Below are 21,165 nucleotides of genomic sequence, written 5' to 3'. Positions count from 1 at the left end.
CAAGTCGTGCGCCGCATGGTCGGCACCGGTCGGCGGACGTCGTCTGTGGTAGGACGGGACGGGCCCGGTTCGGCCGGTTCTGCAGACACTTGAGTTTTCTTTTGCGCTTTATGCCTCTCACGAGGGTTTTTGTTTTAGACTGAAACAACTTCCCTACCTGCCCGTTCATGGTGACAGAGGAGATAATGTGGCACTCGAACCTTTGACCCCGCAACAGCGTTCAGCCGCTCTGGACAAGGCCTTCAAAGCGCGTCAGGCGCGAGCCGAGGTCAAGACAGCGCTGAAGAATGGTCAAACCGATCTCGCAGCTGTGCTGAAGAAGGCCGGCGCAGACGAGGCACTCGCGAAGATGCGCGTCGTCGATCTGCTGAGATCACTGCCCGGCGTCGGCGACCGACGCGCGGAAGCGGCCATGGACGACGTGGGCATCGCATCGTCACGTCGGATCAAGGGCCTGGGCGTACACCAGAAAAATGCCCTGTTGGAGAAATACTCCTGAATGTGTGAACAATAGATCTGTGAATAATCGACTGACCGTTCTCGCGGGACCTACCGCGGTCGGAAAAGGCACCATCAGCGCGTACATCAGAGATCATCATCCCGAGGTCTGGTTCTCCGTCTCCGCCACCACGCGGCCGCGGCGACCCGGCGAAATCGATGGTGTTCATTATCACTTCATCAGCGATGACGAATTCGACTCGCTCATCGCTGGCGGTGAGCTGCTCGAGTACGCGGTCGTCCACGGTCGCCACCGATACGGCACTCCTTCGGCCCAGGTCCAGGAGAAGCTGAGCCAGGGGATACCTTCCCTGCTGGAGATCGATCTGCAGGGCGCACGCCAGGTCAAGGACAAGATGCCCGACGCGCTGTACGTCTTCCTGTCTCCGCCCAGCTGGGAGGAACTCGTGTCGAGACTCACCGGCCGCGGAACGGAGACAGCAGTCGAACAGGAGCGTCGACTGACCACGGCCAAGCAGGAATTGCAGGCCGAATCCGAGTTCGATGTCACGATCGTCAATGACCACGTTCGCACTGCGGCCGAAGAACTCATATCATTGATGGGTATACCCACTACCGATTAGATTGGACATTCATTGCCTGCACAACCTGAAGGCATCACCAATCCACCGATTGATGATCTGCTGGCCGTGACCAGCTCGAAGTACGAACTGGTGTCGATTGCGGCTCAGCGAGCCCGACAGATCAACTCCTACTACGCCCAGCTCCAAGAGGGCCTGCTCGAGAACGTCGGTCCGCTGGTGACCCCGGGCACCCATGAGAAGCCACTGTCGATCGCGCTCCGCGAGATCAACGAAGGCAAGATCGTGGCCCGCGAAGTCACCGAAGCCGACTTCGGTGCGCTCACCCAAGAGCCTGCACAGCCGGCTGTCAGCAACGACGGCGCACTGGACTTCAGCGACCAGTGAGAACCGTACTCGGCGTCGCCGGTGGAATCGCCGCTTACAAGGCGTGCCATGTCATTCGGCGACTCCGGGAACTCGGGCACAGCGTCAAGGTCGTGCCCACCGCCAGTGCACTGAACTTCGTCGGTGCGGCCACCTTCGAGGCGCTGTCCTCACAGACTGTGACCACCGATGTCTTCGACGAGGTCGAATCGGTCAACCATGTCCGCATCGGGCAGGACGCCGAACTCGTCATCATCGCCCCGGCCACCGCCAATACTCTGGCCAAACTGGCCGCAGGCATCGCTGATGACCTGTTGACCGCCACGGTCCTCACGACGACCGCCGAGGTGGTCGTTGCCCCCGCCATGCACACCGAGATGTGGCAGAACCCCGCCACCGTCGCGAACATCGCGACCTTGAAGCATCGGGGCATCCATGTCCTCGAACCTGCCGTGGGGCGTCTGACGGGCCCGGACTCCGGTCCCGGTCGTCTGCCCGAACCCGACACGATCGTCGACTTCGCGCTGGCCGCCGCCCGATCAGCACAGACCGGTCCAGTGTCGAAGACAGTCGGGTCGCTGAACGGCAGACGCCTCGCCATCAGTGCCGGCGGGACCAGGGAACCGCTCGATCCCGTTCGATTCCTCGGGAACCGCTCCTCAGGCAAGCAGGGCATTGCGCTGGCACGTGCCGCTGCCGCCGCCGGAGCCCACGTCGACCTGGTCTCGGCCAACATCGACTCGGGTCTGCTCTCGGCATTGCCGCACAGCGTCCGGATCACCTCAGTCGAGTCCACGCTTGAACTCCAGACCCAGATGCAGGCAGCTCAGGCTGATGCTGATGCCATCATCATGGCCGCCGCCGTTGCCGACTACCGTCCAGCCGAGCGCACCGATTCGAAGATGAAGAAGTCGGGTGATGAGGGCATGACTCTGACCCTGGTCCAGAACCCGGATGTGCTCAGGGGACTCGTCGAATCACGTCGCGACCACCAGCTCATCATCGGATTCGCCGCCGAGACCGGAGATTCTCATCACAGTGCGATGGACTATGCGAAGGCGAAGTTCCGTCGCAAGGGCGTCGACCTCCTCGTCTTCAACAATGTCTCTGACGACAGGGCCTTCGGCCACGACGACAATGCCGTCCAGATACTGAGCGCCGACGGTGACGACGTTGTCGCCGGCCCGGAATTCACCGGCAGCAAGGACGATGTTTCGGAAAAGGTCATCGAGGCTCTCGCGAGCCGTTGGGAATGCGTAGAATCGACGGCGTGAGTCAATCAAATCTGCGCTTCTTCTCGTCCGAATCCGTCACCGAGGGCCATCCCGACAAGATCTGTGACCAGATCAGTGATGCCGTCCTCGACGATCTGCTGGGTCAGGACCCGAACGCCAAGGTCGCCGTAGAGACGATGGTCACCACCGGTCTCGTCCACGTCGCCGGCGAGGTCAATACCGCAGCCTATGCCGACGTCGCCGGCATCGTGCGCCGGCTCATCACCGGAATCGGCTATGACTCCTCCGACACCGGATTCGATGGTCACTCCTGCGGCGTCTCCGTGTCCATCGGCAGCCAGTCCACCGACATCCATTCCGGAGTGACGAACCCACTGGACTTCCGCGAAGCAGTGGAATCCGACCACGGTTCGAGCCTCGGCGCCGGCGACCAGGGCCTCATGTTCGGCTATGCCGACAACGCCACCGACGTCCTCATGCCCGTGCCCATCCACCTCGCCTCACGCATGGCGGAGAAGCTCTCCGAGGTGCGCAAGACCGGTGCATTGGACTATCTGCGTCCCGACGGCAAAACCCAGCTGACACTGGGCTACGACGGCAACGAAGCCGTGTCGATCGAGAACATCGTCGTGTCGACACAGCACGCGGGCCACGTCGATCAGGCACAGCTGCACTCCGAGATCAAAGACTTCGTCATCGATCCGGTCATCGCAGGCTCCGGTCTCGATGACAGCCATGCGAACATCCACATCAACCCGGCCGGACCCTTCGTCACCGGCGGGCCGATGGGCGACGCAGGGCTGACGGGCCGCAAGATCATCGTTGATACGTACGGCGGATACTCGCGTCACGGCGGTGGCGCCTTCTCCGGCAAGGACCCCTCGAAGGTCGACCGCTCAGCCGCCTACGCCATGCGCTGGGTCGCGAAGAACGTTGTGGCCGCCGGGCTCGCCGACCGCGCCGAGGTGCAGGTGTCCTATGCGATCGGCCGTGTCGACCCGATGGGCCTCTACGTTGAAACCTTCGGCACCGAGAAGGTCGACCCACACGCGATCTCGCGGGCCATTCGCGAAGTCTTCGACCTGCGACCTGCCATGATCATCCAGGACCTCAATCTCCTGCGCCCGATCTACTCTCAGACATCGACCTACGGCCACTTCGGCCGTGAGCTCCCCGACTTCACCTGGGAGGTCACGGACCGCGCCGACGATCTGCTGCGCGCAGTCTCCTCGGCTTGATGGACGAACCTCTTCCGATCGACACCGGCACCTCAGCCATCGGGCAGGTGCCGCTGGCAGCGGAAGACCCCGTGGCCCACGTGCTCATCGATCACCCTGTGCCGCACCTGGCCCGTGCCTTCGACTACGCAGTTCCGGAGAAGTTCGCCGACACGGCCCGCCCTGGTGTGCGAGTCAGGGTCAGATTCGCCGGCAGACTGCGCGACGGCTTCCTCCTCGAACGGGTCGAGAAGTCCGACCACATCGGCCCGCTTGCCACGATCGAGCGCATCACCAGTCCCGTCGTCGTTCTCACCCCCGAACTGCTGCGTCTCGCTGATGCCACTGCTCGCCGGTACGCGGGAACCCTCTCCGATGTCCTGCGTCTGGCGATCCCGCCGCGCCATGCACGCGCCGAGAAGGCTGTGCTCAAGGCTGAGAAGACGCTGCAGCAGAATGAGCGCAGTCGCAGCGCACCGTCAGAAGGTGACAACGCGAGTACAGCGACCGAGGGCACGGCGGCGGCTGCCGAGGACACGGAGGCGACGGCCGTGGGCACGACGGCTGGCTCCGAGAAAGCGACTGCAGACAACTCGCCTGCGACGACAGCGGACACGATTGACCGCCTCGGCGAATGGGTGGTCAACGAGTCTCGGCACGAGCGAGAAGACGACTTCCCTGCCGCCGAGCATCCGCGGATGGCACTGACCTGCGTTCCCGGCCCTACGCCGGGACTGAGTTGGATCACCGCCGGGCTGGAGGCTGCCCGAGCGACACTGGCTGCAGGGGAGGCGGTGCTGTGGCTGGTGCCTGATCACCGTGAGCTCGCGGTCCTCTCGGCGGCACTCGACGCCAGCCCGGACGTCCCCTCCTACTCGGTCGTGAGTGCAGACCAGTCACCGGAGCAGAGATGGACAGCCTGGCTGCGTGGCCTGCTGGGGCACACGCGAGTGACGATCGGCACCAGAGCGGCCGCCTTCGCCCCGATCGCAGGTCTGGGCCTCATCATCTGCTTCGACGACTCGAACCCGAACTACCTCGACCAGCACGCACCATACCCGCACGCCAGAGAAGTGTGCCTGCTGAGATCGACCATCGACACCACCGGACTGCTGTTCGTCTCCACCGATCGCAGCGCGGAGATCCAGCGCCTGGTCGAGGTCGGGTGGCTTCGCGACGCCACGCCCACCGGCCCCGAACGCCGTGAGGGTGCCCCCCGCGTCTACGTCCCCGACGAGGAGCGTGACCCCTTCGCCTGGCAGCGGATCCCCTCACGCGCCTGGCAGCTGATGCGCGGTGCACTGCGCCCCGGGGCCAAGGACGCGAACGCGGTCGGACCCGTCCTCGTCCAGGTCCCGCGTGCCGGGTACTACCCGGTGTTCGCCTGCGCAAGATGCCAAGAGGTCGCTCGCTGCCCTCAATGCGCGGCCGCACTGACCACTCAGTCCGAAGTCGGGCCCTTCGCCTGTCGCTCCTGCGGCTACCACTCCGATACGTTCTCCTGCGGGCGCTGCCGCTCGAATCAGGTGCGCTCGATCGTGCGCGGCAGGGGTCGGACCGTCGAGGAGCTGCGCAAGGCCATGCCGGGAATCGAGATCCTCGAATCCGGCGGCGATGACATTCCTGTCGCCGTCGACGACAGCCCACGTATCGTCGTCGCCACCACCGGCGCTGAACCCTATGCTCTCGGTGGCTACGCCTGTGCGATCCTGCTCGACTCGCTGTGGCCGGGGCCGTGGATGCGCTCGACCGATGAAGGAGTCAGCAGACGACTGCGGGCGGCAGTCCTCGTGAGGTCACGCACAGCTGGGGGAGTCGTCTACCTCGGCGACACCGATGAGACGATCCGGAACACGGTGACCACCTTCGACCCGGTGACCACGATGTCCAGAGCTCTCGGCGATCGCTTCGAGCTCGGCTTTCCGCCCTACCGCCGCATCGTCGAACTCACCGGTGCCGGCACCGACATCGACGCCGTCATCGCGGCCGTTCCAGACCTCACCGAACTCATCCGGGACTCCGACGGTGATGACCAGAAAGCCGTCGCAGCCTATCCGATCGCAGCAGGCGAGGCGGTCGGCGAAGCACTGGCTCAGCAGATCGCCTCCCGGTCTGCGAAGAAGCTTCCCCAGGTACGCGTCCGCATCGACGATCCGCGGTCGCTGTGAGCGCGATGGCGCCCCGACTCTGCGACTGCTGTGCGAACAAGTAGAATTCCTCAAGTGGATATCGTCTTCGCCGGAACTCCGGATGCCGCAGTGCCAGCCCTCGAGGCCCTCGTCGAATCCCGACACCGCATCCGTGCCGTCCTCACCCGACCCGATGCACCGGTGGGGCGCAAACGCGTCCTCACCCCCTCACCGGTCAAGGCGCGAGCCCTCGAACTCGGCCTCGACGTCATCGAGGCCAGTCGACTCCGCGGCGAGGTCATCGCCGAACTCCGCGCCCTCGACGTCGATGCCGTGGCCGTGGTCGCCTATGGGGCCATCGCCGGCCCGGCGGCGCTGTCGACCGCCGAGCTCGGCTGGTTCAACCTCCACTTCTCGCTCCTGCCGGCCCATCGTGGAGCGGCACCGGTCCAACGGGCCCTCATCGCGGGCCAGAGCACCAGCGGAGTCAGCGTGTTCAAGATCGACGAGGGCATGGACTCCGGCCCCGTCCTGCGCAGCCTCGAACTGCCTCTGGACCATCCCGATGTCGCCACCGCCCTCGACGACTACGCCCACCGAGGCGCGGCCGAGCTGGTCGCCGCCTTCGACGACCTCGCGGACGGAACCGCAGTGATGACCCCGCAGTCAGGGGATCCGAGCCACGCGGACAAGATCGGCATCGATGACGCCCATCTCGACTTCTCCGATTCCGCCCGGGCGATCATCGACCGCTCCCGGGGAGTCAGCCCCAGCCCCGGCCCATGGGCGAACGTCGACGGGAAGCGGACCAAACTCTTCGGACTCACACCCGCTCCCGACGTCACAACTCCTCCAGCGGTCGGATTGCTGACCACTTGGCAGAAGACCGCCGTCCTCGGCTGCGGCGACGGATGGGTCCACGTCGCAGAGATCCAACCCTTCGGCAAGGCACGGATGGCTGCCGTGGATTTCCTCCGCGGCCGTGGTGACATCCGATTCGATCCCACTGAAACCAGCGCCGAGCCGGTGGCAGTCCCCGAGCAAGGAGCATGAGACAGATGCCAGCAGATGAGCGCATGCCGCGGAAGAGACCGCCGAGGAACACGCCCGCAGCAGTGAGGAAGCCGACGGGCAACGGGCCTGCCTCCGGCAAGTTGTCAGGCGGCAGACCCTCAGGTGAACGAGAGTCGAGACAGGCGAAGAACCTGCCGCGGCGCATCGCGTGGGAGGTCCTCGTCGACGTTGAGACGAAGGACTCCTACGCGAACCTGCTCCTGCCTGCCAAGCTCGCCCGCACGCATATGGACCACCAGGGCGCGGCGTTCACGACTGAACTCACCTATGGTGCTCTGCGCCAACAGGAGTTCTACGATGCGATCATCGCCAAGGCGGCGAACCGGTCCCTCGACACCATCGACCCCGAGCCGCTGGCAGGCATGCGCCTCGGCGCCCACCAGATCCTGTCCATGCGCGTGCCTGACCATGCGGCACTGTCGGAGACTGTCGCCGTCATCAAGTCCTACGCACCCAAGACGTCCGGGTTCGTCAACGCCGTCCTGCGTCGGATCTCCGAGGTCGACCGCGCCGAATGGCTGCGCCGTGTCACCGCCGGAGCCACAGCAGTCGGCGAACAGGCCATCGAATACTCGCATCCCGAATGGATCGTCCGGGCTATGACACAGGCGCTGAAAGGCCACGGACGGGAAGCTTCTGAACTGCAGGCACTCCTCGAAGCCGACAACGCGGCCGCGAAGGTCAGCGTCTCCGCCCTGCCCGGACTCATCGACCGCAGCGAACTGCCCGGAACACCGACCGAGTTCTCACCCATCGGCGTCACCCTCGACACCGCTGTGCCCAAGAACGTCGACGCCGTCGCCGCCGGCCGGGCCCGGGTGCAGGACGAGGGCTCCGCGCTGGTGGCCTTGGCACTGGCACAGGTTCACGCACCGGCGGGCACTTGGGCAGACCTGTGCGCCGGACCCGGCGGCAAGGCCGCAGTCCTGGCAGCGATTGCGAAGCAGCAGGGGACCACACTCGACGCCTTCGACTCAAGTGAACACCGGGTCGAACTCGTGCGGTCCTCCACTCAGGCACTCGACAATGTCACCGCCCGCGTCCAAGACGCTCGCGACGCCACGGGCCCGTATGCGAAGGTCCTCGTCGACGTCCCCTGCTCGGGCCTCGGCGCCCTGCGCCGCCGTCCCGAAGCTCGCTACCGCCGTCGCCCCGAGGACATCAACGCCCTGGCCGGACTGCAGCGAGAACTGCTGCGGGCGGCCTTGGACACCTGCGCTCCGGGCGGAGTCGTCGCCTACTCCACCTGCTCTCCCCACTACGCGGAGACAGTGCTCGTCGTCGACGATGTCCTCCGTGGCACCGACATCGAAATCCTCGACGCCCCGGCGGTCCTCGCCGAGGTCACAGGCGCCGATGCCGCAGGGTTCACCTCGGTGAGCCGGGGAGCGGGACGGTACGCTCAGCTGTGGCCCCACGTCCACAACACCGATGGAATGTTCTTGGCCCTGATGCGGAAGGCGAACTGAAATGGCGATCGAGATCAATCCCAGCATCCTCAGCTCCGATTTCTCGGACCTGCGTGGTGAACTGGCGAAGATCAGCACGGCAGATATGGCGCACATCGACGTGATGGACAACCATTTCGTCCCGAACCTCACATTCGGGCCTCCCGTGGTCGAACGGATCCAGGCGATCAGCCCGATCCCGCTCGACGCCCACCTGATGATCGCCGAAGCGGACCGACACGCTCCGGTCTATGCCGAACTCGGCTGCGCCTCGGTGACCTTCCACGCCGAGGCTGCCGACGCTCCCGTGCGCCTGGCCCGGGAGATCCGGAAGCTGGGGGCCAAGGCCAGCCTCGCACTCAAGCCGGCGACCCCGATCGAACCCTTCGTCGACCTCCTCGGCGAGTTCGACCAGATCCTCATCATGACCGTCGAACCCGGCTTCGGCGGGCAGAAGTTTCTCGATGTGTGCCTGCCCAAGATCCGTCGAACCCGTGAGGCGATCTCGGCCTCCGGGCTTGAGATCAAGCTGCAGGTCGACGGGGGAGTCTCCACATCGACGATCGAACGCGTCGTCGACGCCGGTGCCGATGTGCTCGTGGCCGGTTCTGCCGTCTACGGTGCCGAGGACGCTGCCACCGCGATCTCAGGGCTGCGTGAACTCGCAGCATCCCACGTGCACTGAAGAGAGCCGATATGGAACTGCTCGACTGGCTGAACACCCCGGCATTCGAACTGCTTGGCAAACCGGTGCCGTACTCCGACCTGTTCGGCAACATCTGTGCTCTGGCCACGGTGGTCCTCGCACTGCGCCGGAACATCCTGTCCTGGCCGGTCCAGATCCTGGGCTCCATCCTCCTCTTCGCCGCGAGCATCTCCGCGGGACTCGGCGGCAACGCCTCCCGCCAGGTCGTCATCATCGTGGCCGCAGTATGGGGCTGGACGCAGTGGAAGAAGTCCAGGGAGGCCTCCGGCGAGGTCCTCGTCCGCTGGGCGACCTGGAAGGAGCGACTGCTCCTCATCGGCGCCCTCCTGCTGGGCACCGCGGTGTTCGGCTACGTCCTCGCCCTCGGAGGGTGGTCCTGGAATCCCTATCCGGACGCCTACATCTTCATCGGATCACTCGTGGCGATGTATGCCCAGGGGCGGGCGATCGTCGAGTTCTGGTTCGTCTGGCTGGCCGTCGACCTCGTCGGGATCCCCTTGGCAGTGGCCGGAGGACTCGTGTTCTCCGGGGCCGTGTACCTCATCTTCCTCGTCATGGTCGTCATCGGCTTCATCGACTGGTCGAAGCGATCACGCCAGACGATCTCCGCGCCGCATCGGGGTGCCACGGACATCAACCGCAGCACTGAGAACTGAGGCTGCTGCGACGGGTGAGAGCGTCCCGCTGGCCGAGACCCCGTGTGAGCGCGGCGGCCGCGATGTATTAGGCTGGATTCGTGAAGACCTTTGACTCGCTCTACGCCGAACTCCTGCAGAAATCCCTCGATCGCCCGGAAGGCTCGAAGACCGTGGCCGAACTCGATGCCGGAGTCCATGCGATCGGTAAGAAGGTCGTCGAAGAAGCCGCAGAGGTCTGGATGGCGGCAGAGTATGAGACCAAGGACGAGCTCGCCGAGGAGATCTCTCAGCTGCTCTATCACCTGCAGGTGCTCATGGTCGCCAAGGATCTCAGCCTCGACGACGTCAACTCGCATCTGTAGCCTTCCACGCCGGCACAGCCGAACCCCACACAACCGTTGACGATGAAACACAAAAGGACACCATGCTGCGTGTAGCCGTGCCGAATAAGGGCGCACTGTCCGAAGCCGCCTCCGAGATGCTCAGCGAGGCCGGATACTCCACCCGTCGGGGAAGCAAGACCCTTGTCCATCAGGATGAAGTCAACGACGTCGAATTCTTCTACCTGCGTCCGCGCGACATCGCCGTCTACGTCGGGTCGGGAATCCTCGACGCCGGCATCACCGGCCGCGACCTGCTGCTTGAGTCGAAGGCCGAAGCCCAGGAAGTCATCGGACTCGGATTCGGAGCCTCCCGCTTCTTCTACGCCGGAGTCACCGGTTCCTACTCCTCGCCGACCCAGCTGGAGGGCGCACGCATCGCCACCAGCTTCCCGAACCTCGTCGACGCCGATCTGCAGGCCAGGGGAATCGATGCGAAGACCGTTCAGCTCGACGGTGCGATCGAAGTCTCCATCCAACTCGGCGTCGCTGACGCCATCGCCGACGTGGTCGAGACCGGCAGCACCCTGCGCGCCGCGGGACTCGAGACGTTCGGCGAGCCCCTGCTGGAATCCGAGGCCGTCCTCGTCCAGCGCGAGGGAGCAGCCGAGTCGATCGAGGTACTGCGTCGCCGTCTGGAATCCGTGATGGTGGCCCGGCAGTACGTTCTCGTCGACTACAACATCGAAGAGCGCCTTCTGCCCCAAGCACTCGGACTCACGCCCGGCCTCGAATCACCCACGATCTCCCCGCTGCAGGAGACGGGCTGGGTGGCCGCGCGCGTCATGGTCGAATCCAAAGAGGTCAACAATGTCATGGACCGTCTCTACGCTGTCGGTGCCCGTGCGATTCTGGTGACGAACATTGGCGCCTGCCGAATCTGAGTTCCGTGTCTTTCGACCCCGCCAGGTGCGCATCATCAGCATCGTCGGCGCCGTGGTGGTGTTCATCGGCTTCGCGGTGCTCTCCGTCGCACTGCTCGTCGTGGACTGGGACCCCTGGACCCCGCTCGACATGGTCTGGATGAACCTGCTCGGGATCATCTTCGCTGCCGCCCTGCTGCGCGTCGCCGACATCCAGGCCCGGCCCAGCGAATCCGGCCTGGTCGTGAAGAACATGGTCAGGACACGCACCTTCGCGTGGGGGCAGATCCTCGGCGTCGCCTTCTCACCTGAGGGCGACGACCCATGGCCCACCCTCGATCTGACCGACGGAACCACATACGCCGTGATGGCGATCCAGCACGCGGACGGGCCCCGAGCCCACGAGGAATGTCAGCGATTGCGTATGCTCATCGCTAGATGGACCCACTTCAAGGAGGAATAGGAATGTCGAACGACACAATCACAGGGGTCGAAGGCCCACTGACCGGATACACGGTCATCGATCTCTCCCGCGCATTGGCCGGCCCTCATGCGGGAATGATGTTCGGTGACCTCGGTGCCCGAGTGATCAAGGTCGAGAACCCGGGCAAGGGGGATGACTCCCGGTCCTGGGGTCCTCCGTTCGTCGGTCCCGAGGACGATCCTCAGGCCACCTACTTCTTCTCCTGCAACCGCAACAAGGAATCCATCGCCCTCGATCTCAAGTCTGACACCGGCAAGGAGACGCTGCGGGAACTGATCTCGCGCGCCGATGTGCTCATCGAGAACTTCCGCTCCGGCGTCCTCGATCGACTCGGTTTCTCCACCGCCGTGTGCATGGAGATCAACCCCCGCCTCGTGCTCCTCTCGATCACCGGCTTCGGCCACGACGGACCCGAGTCCTCGCGCGCAGGGTACGACCAGATCGCCCAGGGCGAGGCCGGACTCATGTCGCTGACAGGATCCGGGCCCGACGACATGCAGCGTGTCGGCGTTCCGATCGCCGACCTCCTCGCAGGCATCTACGGATCCTACGGCGTGCTCGCCGCCCTGCTCGAACGAGAGCGCACGGGCAAGGGCAAGGTCGTGCGGACCTCGCTCATCGCCGGCATGGTCGGAGTCCACGCTTTTCAGGGCACGCGTGCCACGGTGGCCGGGCAGAACCCCGAGCCCGGTGGCAACCACCATCCCTCCCTCTCTCCCTACGGACTCTTCAACTGCCGCGAAGGTGCCGTGCAGATCTCCGTGGGCAACGAGAACCTGTGGCAGAAGTTCTGCGCCGCATTCGACATCGACCCGGCGACCGAGGGCATGGGCGACAATTCCGCTCGTGTCTCGAACCGTCCGGCCGTGATCGAACTCATCGAAAGCAGATTCGCAGCCTACGGATCGGACGAGCTGCTCGCCAGACTCGCAGACGCAGGAATTCCCTCCGGCACCGTGCGCACCCTCGAAGAGGTCTACTCGTGGGACCAGGCACTGAGCCAGGGCCTCAAGGTCTCCGTCGACCATCCTGTTCTCGGCGACATCGACCTGCCAGGACCCCCGCTGCGGTTCTTCGACGCCGACGGCGAGGTCGAGGTCGAAACCACGAGGACCGCTCACGATGCACCGCCTCTGCTGAATGAGGACGCCGAGGCGATCGTGTCCTGGCTCGATTCGTGACTCTGAGGACCCTGGCCACCAGTTGCACCCCCTGATCCGCAGGTGGAGGCAATCCGCAGCTGGTGGCCCATCACCGCTTGACCGTTCGTCGGATTTACCGTTGGTCAGACACATCTGAAGCAGGAGATAAGCACGTGGCACGGTTGAATGCACATGAACTCGTCGACATCGTCGTCGATGACGGATCCTTCGTGTCCTGGGATACGACCCCGATCAGGCCCGCCGGGGGCATCTCCGAGGAATACGCGGCCGAACTCGCCGCCGCCGGGGAGAAATCCGGAGTCGACGAGGCCATCATCACCGGAGAGGGCATGATCGAGGGCAGGCGCGTCGCCATCGTCGCTGGGGAATTCCGGTTCCTGGCCGGTTCGATCGGCGTCGCCGCGGCTCAGCGGCTCGTCGACGCGATCGAAAGCGCCACGCTCGAAGGACTGCCGCTGCTGGCCGGACCTGCCTCGGGCGGGACCAGGATGCAGGAGGGCACGATCGCGTTCCTGTCGATGGTCAAGATCACCAACGCCGTGATGGCCCATCGTCGGGCCGCCCTGCCCTACCTCGTGTACCTGCGCCATCCCACCACAGGCGGCGTGTTCGCCTCTTGGGGTTCGATGGGCCATGTCACCGTCGCCGAGGCTGGATCACTCATCGGCTTCCTCGGCCCGCGAGTCTTTGAGGCCATCTACGGAGAGAAGTTCCCTGAGAACGTGCAGACGGGGGAGAACCTGCACAAGCACGGGATCATCGACGCAGTGATCAGCCCCGAACGGATCCAGACCACGCTCGCCCGAGTCCTCGACGTGCTCATGGGCGCCAAGGAGATTCCGCCCCGCGTCGCCGACCCGGACACACGCCCGGAGATCGTCGACCCGGACTCCGACGCATGGGATGCGATCACCCGTTCCCGCAACGCCGATCGTCCCGGAGTTCGCGACCTGCTGCGCACCGCGGCCAACACCGTGCTGCCTCTCAACGGCACCGGACAAGGTGAGAAGGACCCAGGGCTACTGTTGGCGCTGGCGAAGTTCGGCTCCGCCCCGTGCATCGTTCTCGGTCAGGATCGTTTCCGCCAGGATTCCCGGGCACCTCTCGGGCCAGCGGCGCTGCGAGAGGCCAGGCGCGGAATGCGCTTGGCGGCCGAACTCGACCTGCCGCTGGTGACCGTCATCGATACCCCTGGTGCTGCACTGTCGAAATCTGCCGAAGAGGGCGGAATCGCCGGCGAGATCGCCCGCAGCCTCGCCGACCTCGCTAACCTCGATGCGCCCTCGGTGTCGCTCATCCTCGGTGAGGGGTCAGGCGGGGGAGCGCTCGCACTGATCCCCGCGGATCGAGTGCTCAGCGCCGAAAACGGGTGGCTTTCGCCCCTGCCCCCGGAAGGCGCCTCGGCGATCGTGCACCGGACGACCGACCGCGCGCCGGAGATGGCCCAGAGCCAAGGTGTGCATGCACCCATGCTCATGGCGACGGGAGTCGTCGACCGCATCATCGCCGAACATCCAGATGCGAGTGAGGAGCCGCTGGACTTCGTGTCCCGGGTGGGTGCGACACTGGAGTACGAACTCATCGAGCTCATGCGTGAACCATCCGACCGGCGCTTGGCGCGCCGGATGGAACGGTATCGCACCCTCGGAATCTGAACGTCGACAAAGAATCTAGGAGAGTCACATGGTTGCCATCAGAGTCATTCCGTGCCTCGACGTCGACGAAGGGCGTGTCGTCAAAGGCGTGAAGTTCGCGGACCTCAAGGATGCCGGCGATCCGGTCGAATTGGCCCGACGCTATGGGGAATCCGGTGCGGACGAGCTGACCTTCCTCGATGTCACCGCGAGCAGCGGTGATCGCGAGACCGTTCACGATATCGTCCGGGCCTGTGCCGAAGAGGTCTTCATTCCGCTGACCGTCGGCGGCGGCATCCGCGCCGTCGCCGACGTCGACCGCCTCCTGCGCGATGGTGCGGACAAGGTCTCCGTCAATACCTCCGCAGTCGCGAACCCCCAGCTCATCAGCGATATCGCCCACCACTTCGGCAATCAGGTCCTCGTCTTGTCTCTCGACGCCCGACGCGCGCAGGGGACACAGACGCCCTCCGGCTTCGAAGTCACCACCCGCGGTGGACGTGAGGGAACCGGTCGCTGCGCGATCGACTGGATCACCGAGGCGGCCGGGCGCGGCGTCGGTGAGATCCTCCTCAACTCCATCGACGCTGACGGCACCCGTGACGGTTTCGATCTCGAACTCATCGCCGCCGCGCGGGCCGCCGTCGACGTTCCGCTGATCGCGTCCGGAGGTGCCGGACGAGTCGAGCACTTCGCTCCGGCCGTGGCCGCCGGGGCCGACGCCCTGCTGGCCGCGAGTGTCTTCCACTTCGGGACACTGAGCATCGCCGAAGTCAAGGACGCACTGCGCAGGGAAGGGATCGAAGTCCGATGAGCACACACGATTCTGCCGCCCAGATCGACGCCACCCCGGAGAACTGGCGCGAACTGATCACGGTCAACGCAGACGGGCTCATTCCCGTCATTGTCCAAGAGGTCACCACCCGTGAGGTCCTCATGATGGCCTGGATGGACACCGAAGCCATCGAGCGCACGCTGAGCAGCGGTGCCGCAGTGTACTGGTCACGGTCGCGGCAGGAATACTGGGTCAAAGGCGAGACCTCCGGACACACTCAGAAGGTGGCTTCCCTGAGCCTCGACTGCGATGCGGACGCTCTGCTCATGGAGGTCGAACAGACCGGGCCCGCCTGCCACACTCTGACCCCGACGTGCTTCACCGGAAGGACTATCAGTGCCAACTGACACTCGCACGACCGACACCGGGCTGACGATTCGGCCCAGCCTCGATGAGTTCCGCGCTTCGGGCGCCGATCACCGCTTGGTGCCAGTCCACGCGGAAGTCCTCGCCGACTCCGAGACCCCGCTGAGCCTGTATCGCAAACTCACGGACGGCGGTCCTGGCAGCTTCCTCTTCGAGTCGGCCGTGTCCGGAGCCTGGGCGCGCTACTCATTCATCGGCTCCGCACCTGTCGCCACCCTGATCTCCGAGGGCGAGAGCTTTCGGTGGGAAGGCACACCTCCGGTGGGGATCCCGACCGACGGCAGCGTTTTGGACGCGGTCACGGCGACCCTCGAGCTGCTCGCCGTCGACGCGACCGAGTCGGCTCTTCCGCCGATGGTCTCAAGCTTCGTCGGATACTTCGGCTGGGACATCGTGCGGCAGTTCGAGAGGCTCGGCCCCGCCCGGGCCAACGAACACCATCTGCCGACCGTGCAGCTGATGATCCCCGGCGACATCGCGGTCTATGACCACTACTCCGGAACGCTCACCCTCGTGGCCAACGTATTCAATGTCAATGGTGCCGATGCCGGCATCGACGATGCCTACCACGCAGGCGTCGATCGGATCGAGGCGATGCTGTCGAGGATCAGCAGGTCCAGCGACGCCGAGATCCTGAGCACGCACTTCGTCAAACCCGAGGTGTCGACGCGCACCGATCCGCAGGTCTACCTCGACAACGTCGAACAGGCCAAACGTGAGATCGTCGATGGGGAGATCTTCCAAGTTGTCCTCGGCCAACGTTTCGACACCGACTGCACGGCCGATCCGCTGACCGTCTATCGGATGCTGCGCCATTCGAACCCCAGCCCATTCATGTACCTGCTCAACCTCCATGACGACCAGGGACAGCCTGCCAGCATCATCGGCTCGTCCCCGGAAGCTCTCGTCACGGTCCGCTCCGGTGACGTCGTCACCCACCCGATCGCCGGCTCGCGACCTCGAGGAGCGACGACCGAAGAGGACTCCGCGCTGGCCAGAGACCTCATCAGCGACGAGAAGGAACGTGCCGAACACCTCATGCTCGTCGATCTTGCCCGCAACGACCTCGCAAAGGTCTGTCGGGCGGGCACAGTCGATGTCAGCGAGTTCATGGACATCGTGCGCTACAGCCACATCATGCACATCTCCTCGACCGTACGCGGAGAGCTCGCACCAGGACACACAGCCGTCGACGTGCTGCGTGCCACGTTCCCGGCGGGCACGCTCTCCGGAGCGCCGAAACCCCGCGCTCTGCAGGTCATCGACGAGCTCGAAACCATCGGCCGCGGAATATACGGAGGCGTCGTCGGCTACATGTCGTTCACCGGCGACCTCGACCTGGCGATCGCCATCCGCACCGGAGTCCTGCGCGACTCGGTCATGAGCGTCTATGCCGGCGGTGGGCTCGTCGCCGATTCGGTCCCCGAAGCCGAATATCAGGAATCTCAGAACAAGGCGGCCGCAGTCCTGGGAGCCGCGGCAGCAGCCGGCGCGGTGGACAGGCTCGGGTCCTTGGGCAGAGAGCGCGGCTGAGATGACGAAATCACGCGGAGTGCTCCTCGTCCTCATCCTGGCCGGTGCCCTGTGGGCAATCAGCCTTGCCTCCTGGCAGGCCGGTGTCCCCGGTGACTCACTGGGGCCTGCAGGTGTGGCCGATGTCACGGAGGACGCAAGCTCTCAGGCATCGCCGGTTGCGACCGCCTGTGTCGCAATCATCGCCGTCACCGGGCTGCTTTCAGCCATGTTGGGCAAGATCGGACGTGTCGTCGTTCTCGGCTTCGCCTCTCTGGCCGCCGTCGGCTACGGCATGACCGCACTGCAGGCGGTTTCATCCCCCGGGGCCACCGCCTGGCCGATCGTGGCCCTGTTTGCGGCAGCCATCGCGCTCATCGTCATCGTCTCCATCGCCTTCGCCTCGGCGAGATGGGCTAATTCGAACCGGTACGCCAGGACGGCGGAAGCCGGAGGCGACGAATTCGATTCGGCAGCGACCTGGGACGCCCTCTCCCGTGGGGACGACCCCGATCCCACCGCTGGTGGGGACGACGAGGAATCGAAATGACCTCGTGACCGGGTCGGTGTCTCGACCAAACTCGAAGCGTGTCACAATGGATGCAACAAGTTTTCACGCGTGCCACGCCTGCATCTCTAAGGAGCACCATGTCGCAAACCGTCGCTCGTAACGGCGCAACCGATCTCGACAAATCGACGATCGACTATGCAGCAATCGCCGACCCGGGACACGGAAACTCCGTGGCCGGTTGGACCGGTGTCATCGTGATGCTCATCGGCGTCACGATCGGCTGCGTCGGGTTCACGATCCACACCGCGACCATCACCTACGTCGGCATCGGCGTCGTCGTGCTCGGCCTCATCGCCGGCATCATCCTGCGTGCCGTCGGCCTGGGAAACAAGCCGAAGAAGAAATGACAGTTCTCGACGATATCGTCGCCGGAGTACGCGAGGATCTCGCCGAACGCCGGAGGCAGACACCGCTGGCAGACGTCATCGACCGTGCACGCGCGGCCCAGCCTGCGCGTGCGTTCGATCTCGAAGCAGACTTCGGTGTCATCGCCGAGGTGAAACGACGATCTCCCTCCCGCGGAGACCTCGCCCACATCCCGGATCCTGGGACCCTGGCCGGCCTCTATGCCGCTGGGGGAGCACGGGCGATCAGCGTCCTCACCGAAGGGCGTCGCTTCTCAGGAAGCCTGGCGGACCTCGACTCCGTCCGCGCAGCAGTTGACGTTCCCGTCCTGCGCAAGGACTTCATGGTCGAGGAGTACCAATTCCATGAGGCCCGCGCCCACGGTGCTGATCTCGTCCTCCTCATCGTCGCAGCGCTCGACGTCGAACAGCTCCACGAGTTCCATGCTCTCGCCCACGAACTCGGGATGACGGCCCTGGTGGAGACCCACAACGCTGATGAGCTGGCGATCGCGGCCGAACTGAAGGCCCCTCTGATCGGCATCAACACCCGCAACCTCAAGGACCTCAGCGTCGATACGAGCCGTTTCGCTCCCTTGGCCGATCTGGCACCGGCGGACTGCACACTCATCGCAGAGTCCGGAGTCATCGGTCCCGATGATGTCGAGGCCTACGCCGGAGCCGGCGCCGATCTCGTGCTCGTGGGTGAAGCACTCGTCACCGGCGGCGACGCCGAGTCAGCCGTGGCCGCGTTCACCTCGACCGGGCAGGAGCGCCGGGCGGCGACCAGTCGTCAGTCTTGATCCACCCGACCACCATTTCGAACCACGAAGGACGGCAATGACCGATTTGAGCCAGGAGAACGGACCCTACTTCGGTTCGTACGGAGGCAGGTTCTTCCCCGAAGCGCTGATCCCCGCACTCGACGAGATCGAGGAGACATGGCGAAAATCCCAGGTCGACCCGGAGTTCACGCAGCAGCTGCTCGACCTGCAGCAGAACTACATCGGCCGTCCCAGCCTTCTCACCGAGGCCACCAGGTTTGCCGCGCACTGCGGTGGGGCGAGGGTCTTCCTCAAACGCGAGGACCTCAACCACACCGGCAGCCATAAGATCAACAACGCCGTGGGTCAGGCTCTGTTGGCCAAACGCATGGGCAAGACCCGTGTCATCGCCGAAACCGGAGCCGGACAGCACGGTGTTGCCGCAGCCACGGCCGCCGCCCTCCTGGATATGGAGTGCGAGGTCTACATGGGTGAGGAAGACACCCAGCGGCAGGCGCTCAACGTTGCTCGGATGCGACTGCTGGGAGCCAAGGTCAACTCGGTGTCCAACGGCACCAAGACGCTCAAAGACGCGATGAACGAAGCGATGCGCGACTGGGTCGCCAACGTAGAGAACACGCACTACATCATCGGCACAGTCGCCGGCCCGCACCCGTTCCCGGCCATGGTCCGGTCCTTCCAGGACATCATCGGCGTCGAAGCTCGCGAACAGATCCAGAATGCCGTCGGTCGTCTGCCCGACGCGGTCTGCGCGTGTGTCGGCGGCGGGTCGAACGCTATGGGTCTCTTCGCCGCTTTCCTCGCCGATCCTGAGGTGAAGATCTTCGGCTTCGAAGCCGGAGGAGACGGCGTCGACAGTGGCCGTCACGCCGCCCGCTTCTCCGGTGGGCGCCCCGGAGTCCTGCATGGCTCGGCGACCTATATCCTCCAGAACGAGGACGGCCAGACACAGGGGTCCCACTCGATCTCAGCTGGACTCGACTACCCATCGGTCGGCCCCGAGCATTCCCACCTCCACGATATTCAGCGCGTCACCTACGAGCCTGTCGTCGATGAAGAGGCGATGGAGGCCATGCAGCTGCTGTCGCGGTCCGAGGGCATCATCCCCGCGATCGAATCCGCCCACGCCCTGGCCGGTGCTATGCGCATCGGACGGGAACTCGGCAGCGAGGCGGTCCTGCTCGTCAACCTCTCAGGACGCGGCGACAAGGACATGACGACCGCGGCCAAATGGTTCAACTACTTCGACGAAGGAGCTGTGCAGGTATGACGAGCTCAGGACCCAGAACCGGTACCACTCTGGATGCAGTCGCTCAGGCAGGCCGCAAGGCTGCCCTGATCGGATACCTTCCGGTCGGCTTCCCCTCTGTCGCGGGTTCCATCGAGGCCATGGTCGAACTGGTGAAGTCCGGAGTCGACATCATCGAGGTCGGCATGCCCTACTCGGATCCGGGAATGGACGGACCCGTCATCCAACGTGCCGCCGAGCAGGGACTTGCCGCCGGTGTGCGCACCTCCGACATCTTCTCTGCGGTCTCGGCTGTCGCTGAGGCCGGGGGGACCGCCGTGGTGATGAGCTATTGGAACATCGTGCTGCAGTACGGTGTCTCGGCCTTCGCCCGTGACCTGGACTCTGCCGGCGGCGGAGGCATCATCACCCCGGATCTCATCCCCGATGAGGCATCCGAATGGGTGAGCGCTTCGGACGAATTCGATCTGGACCGCATTTTCCTCGCTGCCCCTTCATCGACACCCGAACGACTGGCCACCATTGTTGATGCGAGCCGCGGATTCGTCTATGCCGCCTCGACGATGGGCGTGACCGGCGTTCGCTCCGAGGTCGACAACCACGCTCGTGAGCTCGTATCTCGGCTCAAGGACGCCGGAGCGCCGCACGCCTGCGTCGGGCTCGGCGTCTCGACGCGCGAACAGGCTGCAGAGGTCGCCGAATACGCTGACGGCGTGATCGTCGGCTCGGCACTCGTGCGCGCTCTCGACAGCGGCGGAGTCAGCGGAATCGCCAGCTTGGCCGCTGAACTCGCCGAGGGCTGTGCATGAGTCGGGCTCAACTGCTCGCATCGAATGACGCACTGCAGCTCGGTTCTGCCACGATCCCCGGGTGGGCCCTTTGGGTGCTCGCCCTCGGTGTCGTCCTCCTCATCGTCGGAATCGTCGTCTTCGTCCTCGCTCGCCGTGCCCGAAAGTTCGCCCGAGCAGCCGAAGGCACCTCGAAGAAGGGCGGCGAAGGCTTCGGGGGACACGGCTTCGGATACTTCGGAGCGGTCACCTCTGCGATCTCGATCACCCCGGATGTGAAGCGGAGAACTCGGGGCGAGAGCGGTTCAAAGTCCGACGACTGAGACTTTTAGGTTCGT

The 21,165-nt window shown here is 64.9% G+C and carries 24 protein-coding genes; all 24 read left to right on the top strand.

Going from position 1 to position 21,165, the window contains the following annotated elements; translation table 11 throughout:
• Positions 1–187 precede the first annotated feature (187 nt).
• The 24 genes from mihF to JTF07_RS18820 all read left to right on the top strand — a co-directional run bounded on the left by mihF (position 188) and on the right by JTF07_RS18820 (position 21,150).
• Positions 188–499 carry an integration host factor, actinobacterial type gene (mihF, locus tag JTF07_RS18935; RefSeq protein WP_092108101.1) on the top strand — a complete coding sequence of 104 codons (312 nt, stop codon included), beginning with the start codon at positions 188–190 and terminating at the stop codon, positions 497–499.
• A 19-nt stretch (positions 500–518) separates the two neighbouring features.
• The gene (gene gmk / locus JTF07_RS18930) at positions 519–1,082 is read left to right on the top strand and encodes a guanylate kinase (protein WP_204235747.1); all 564 of its coding nucleotides are present in this window, start codon (positions 519–521) and stop codon (positions 1,080–1,082) included.
• 12 nt (positions 1,083–1,094) lie between these two features.
• Positions 1,095–1,427 (top strand): DNA-directed RNA polymerase subunit omega, encoded by a 333-nt coding sequence (gene rpoZ, locus JTF07_RS18925; RefSeq protein WP_204235746.1) that lies wholly within the window; start codon positions 1,095–1,097, stop codon positions 1,425–1,427.
• Positions 1,424–2,680, top strand: coding sequence for a bifunctional phosphopantothenoylcysteine decarboxylase/phosphopantothenate--cysteine ligase CoaBC (gene coaBC, locus JTF07_RS18920; protein ID WP_204235745.1), 1,257 nt, complete (start codon positions 1,424–1,426; stop codon positions 2,678–2,680). The genes rpoZ and coaBC overlap by 4 nt, the downstream gene beginning before the upstream one ends.
• Positions 2,677–3,879: a methionine adenosyltransferase gene (gene metK / locus JTF07_RS18915; protein ID WP_353844027.1), complete on the top strand. Its 1,203-nt coding sequence runs from the start codon at positions 2,677–2,679 to the stop codon at positions 3,877–3,879. The genes coaBC and metK overlap by 4 nt, the downstream gene beginning before the upstream one ends.
• The gene (locus JTF07_RS18910; protein ID WP_204235743.1) at positions 3,879–6,026 is read left to right on the top strand and encodes a primosomal protein N' family DNA-binding protein; all 2,148 of its coding nucleotides are present in this window, start codon (positions 3,879–3,881) and stop codon (positions 6,024–6,026) included. The genes metK and JTF07_RS18910 overlap by 1 nt, the downstream gene beginning before the upstream one ends.
• A 54-nt stretch (positions 6,027–6,080) precedes the next feature.
• The gene (locus tag JTF07_RS21005) at positions 6,081–7,040 is read left to right on the top strand and encodes a methionyl-tRNA formyltransferase (protein ID WP_204235742.1); all 960 of its coding nucleotides are present in this window, start codon (positions 6,081–6,083) and stop codon (positions 7,038–7,040) included.
• Between the two features lie 5 nt (positions 7,041–7,045).
• Entirely contained in the window at positions 7,046–8,530 is a 1,485-nt protein-coding gene (locus tag JTF07_RS18900) for an RsmB/NOP family class I SAM-dependent RNA methyltransferase (RefSeq protein WP_204235741.1), read from the top strand.
• A gap of 1 nt (position 8,531) precedes the next feature.
• A complete protein-coding gene (gene rpe, locus JTF07_RS18895; RefSeq protein ID WP_204235740.1) occupies positions 8,532–9,194 on the top strand; it encodes a ribulose-phosphate 3-epimerase in 663 nt (220 codons plus the stop codon).
• A gap of 11 nt (positions 9,195–9,205) precedes the next feature.
• A complete protein-coding gene (locus tag JTF07_RS18890) occupies positions 9,206–9,871 on the top strand; it encodes a nicotinamide mononucleotide transporter family protein (RefSeq protein WP_204235739.1) in 666 nt (221 codons plus the stop codon).
• An 80-nt stretch (positions 9,872–9,951) separates the two neighbouring features.
• Entirely contained in the window at positions 9,952–10,215 is a 264-nt protein-coding gene (locus JTF07_RS18885) for a phosphoribosyl-ATP diphosphatase (protein WP_193095299.1), read from the top strand.
• A 62-nt stretch (positions 10,216–10,277) separates the two neighbouring features.
• A complete protein-coding gene (gene hisG / locus JTF07_RS18880) occupies positions 10,278–11,117 on the top strand; it encodes an ATP phosphoribosyltransferase (protein ID WP_143921779.1) in 840 nt (279 codons plus the stop codon).
• A 25-nt stretch (positions 11,118–11,142) separates the two neighbouring features.
• Entirely contained in the window at positions 11,143–11,559 is a 417-nt protein-coding gene (locus tag JTF07_RS18875) for a PH domain-containing protein (RefSeq protein WP_353844025.1), read from the top strand.
• 2 nt (positions 11,560–11,561) lie between these two features.
• Positions 11,562–12,761, top strand: coding sequence for a CaiB/BaiF CoA transferase family protein (locus tag JTF07_RS18870; protein ID WP_204235737.1), 1,200 nt, complete (start codon positions 11,562–11,564; stop codon positions 12,759–12,761).
• Between the two features lie 134 nt (positions 12,762–12,895).
• On the top strand, positions 12,896–14,398 hold the full coding sequence (locus tag JTF07_RS18865; protein WP_204235736.1) for a carboxyl transferase domain-containing protein: 1,503 nt from the start codon (positions 12,896–12,898) through the stop codon (positions 14,396–14,398).
• Positions 14,399–14,426: 28 nt separating this feature from the next.
• Positions 14,427–15,191, top strand: coding sequence for an imidazole glycerol phosphate synthase subunit HisF (gene hisF, locus JTF07_RS18860; RefSeq protein WP_204235735.1), 765 nt, complete (start codon positions 14,427–14,429; stop codon positions 15,189–15,191).
• Positions 15,188–15,559, top strand: coding sequence for a phosphoribosyl-AMP cyclohydrolase (gene hisI, locus JTF07_RS18855; RefSeq protein ID WP_198396273.1), 372 nt, complete (start codon positions 15,188–15,190; stop codon positions 15,557–15,559). Before hisF ends, hisI begins: the two co-directional genes overlap by 4 nt.
• On the top strand, positions 15,549–17,111 hold the full coding sequence (gene trpE / locus JTF07_RS18850) for an anthranilate synthase component I (protein ID WP_353844024.1): 1,563 nt from the start codon (positions 15,549–15,551) through the stop codon (positions 17,109–17,111). Before hisI ends, trpE begins: the two co-directional genes overlap by 11 nt.
• Before the next feature lies 1 nt (position 17,112).
• On the top strand, positions 17,113–17,640 hold the full coding sequence (locus JTF07_RS18845) for a Trp biosynthesis-associated membrane protein (RefSeq protein WP_204235734.1): 528 nt from the start codon (positions 17,113–17,115) through the stop codon (positions 17,638–17,640).
• Positions 17,641–17,738: 98 nt separating this feature from the next.
• On the top strand, positions 17,739–18,008 hold the full coding sequence (locus JTF07_RS18840) for an HGxxPAAW family protein (RefSeq protein WP_143921771.1): 270 nt from the start codon (positions 17,739–17,741) through the stop codon (positions 18,006–18,008).
• Positions 18,005–18,808, top strand: a complete 804-nt coding sequence (trpC, locus tag JTF07_RS18835) for an indole-3-glycerol phosphate synthase TrpC (protein ID WP_204235733.1) — start codon at positions 18,005–18,007, stop codon at positions 18,806–18,808. The genes JTF07_RS18840 and trpC overlap by 4 nt, the downstream gene beginning before the upstream one ends.
• Before the next feature lie 37 nt (positions 18,809–18,845).
• Positions 18,846–20,060, top strand: coding sequence for a tryptophan synthase subunit beta (trpB, locus tag JTF07_RS18830; RefSeq protein ID WP_204235732.1), 1,215 nt, complete (start codon positions 18,846–18,848; stop codon positions 20,058–20,060).
• Positions 20,057–20,848 carry a tryptophan synthase subunit alpha gene (trpA, locus tag JTF07_RS18825; protein ID WP_204235731.1) on the top strand — a complete coding sequence of 264 codons (792 nt, stop codon included), beginning with the start codon at positions 20,057–20,059 and terminating at the stop codon, positions 20,846–20,848. The genes trpB and trpA overlap by 4 nt, the downstream gene beginning before the upstream one ends.
• Positions 20,845–21,150, top strand: a complete 306-nt coding sequence (locus JTF07_RS18820; protein WP_204235730.1) for a hypothetical protein — start codon at positions 20,845–20,847, stop codon at positions 21,148–21,150. The genes trpA and JTF07_RS18820 overlap by 4 nt, the downstream gene beginning before the upstream one ends.
• Positions 21,151–21,165 lie beyond the last annotated feature (15 nt).

The organism is Brevibacterium sp. RIT 803, assembly GCF_016892625.1.
In the GTDB taxonomy this organism is placed as follows: domain Bacteria; phylum Actinomycetota; class Actinomycetes; order Actinomycetales; family Brevibacteriaceae; genus Brevibacterium.
The sequence above is the reverse complement of the archived record's forward strand: the minus strand, read 5'-3'. Positions and strand labels throughout refer to the sequence as shown.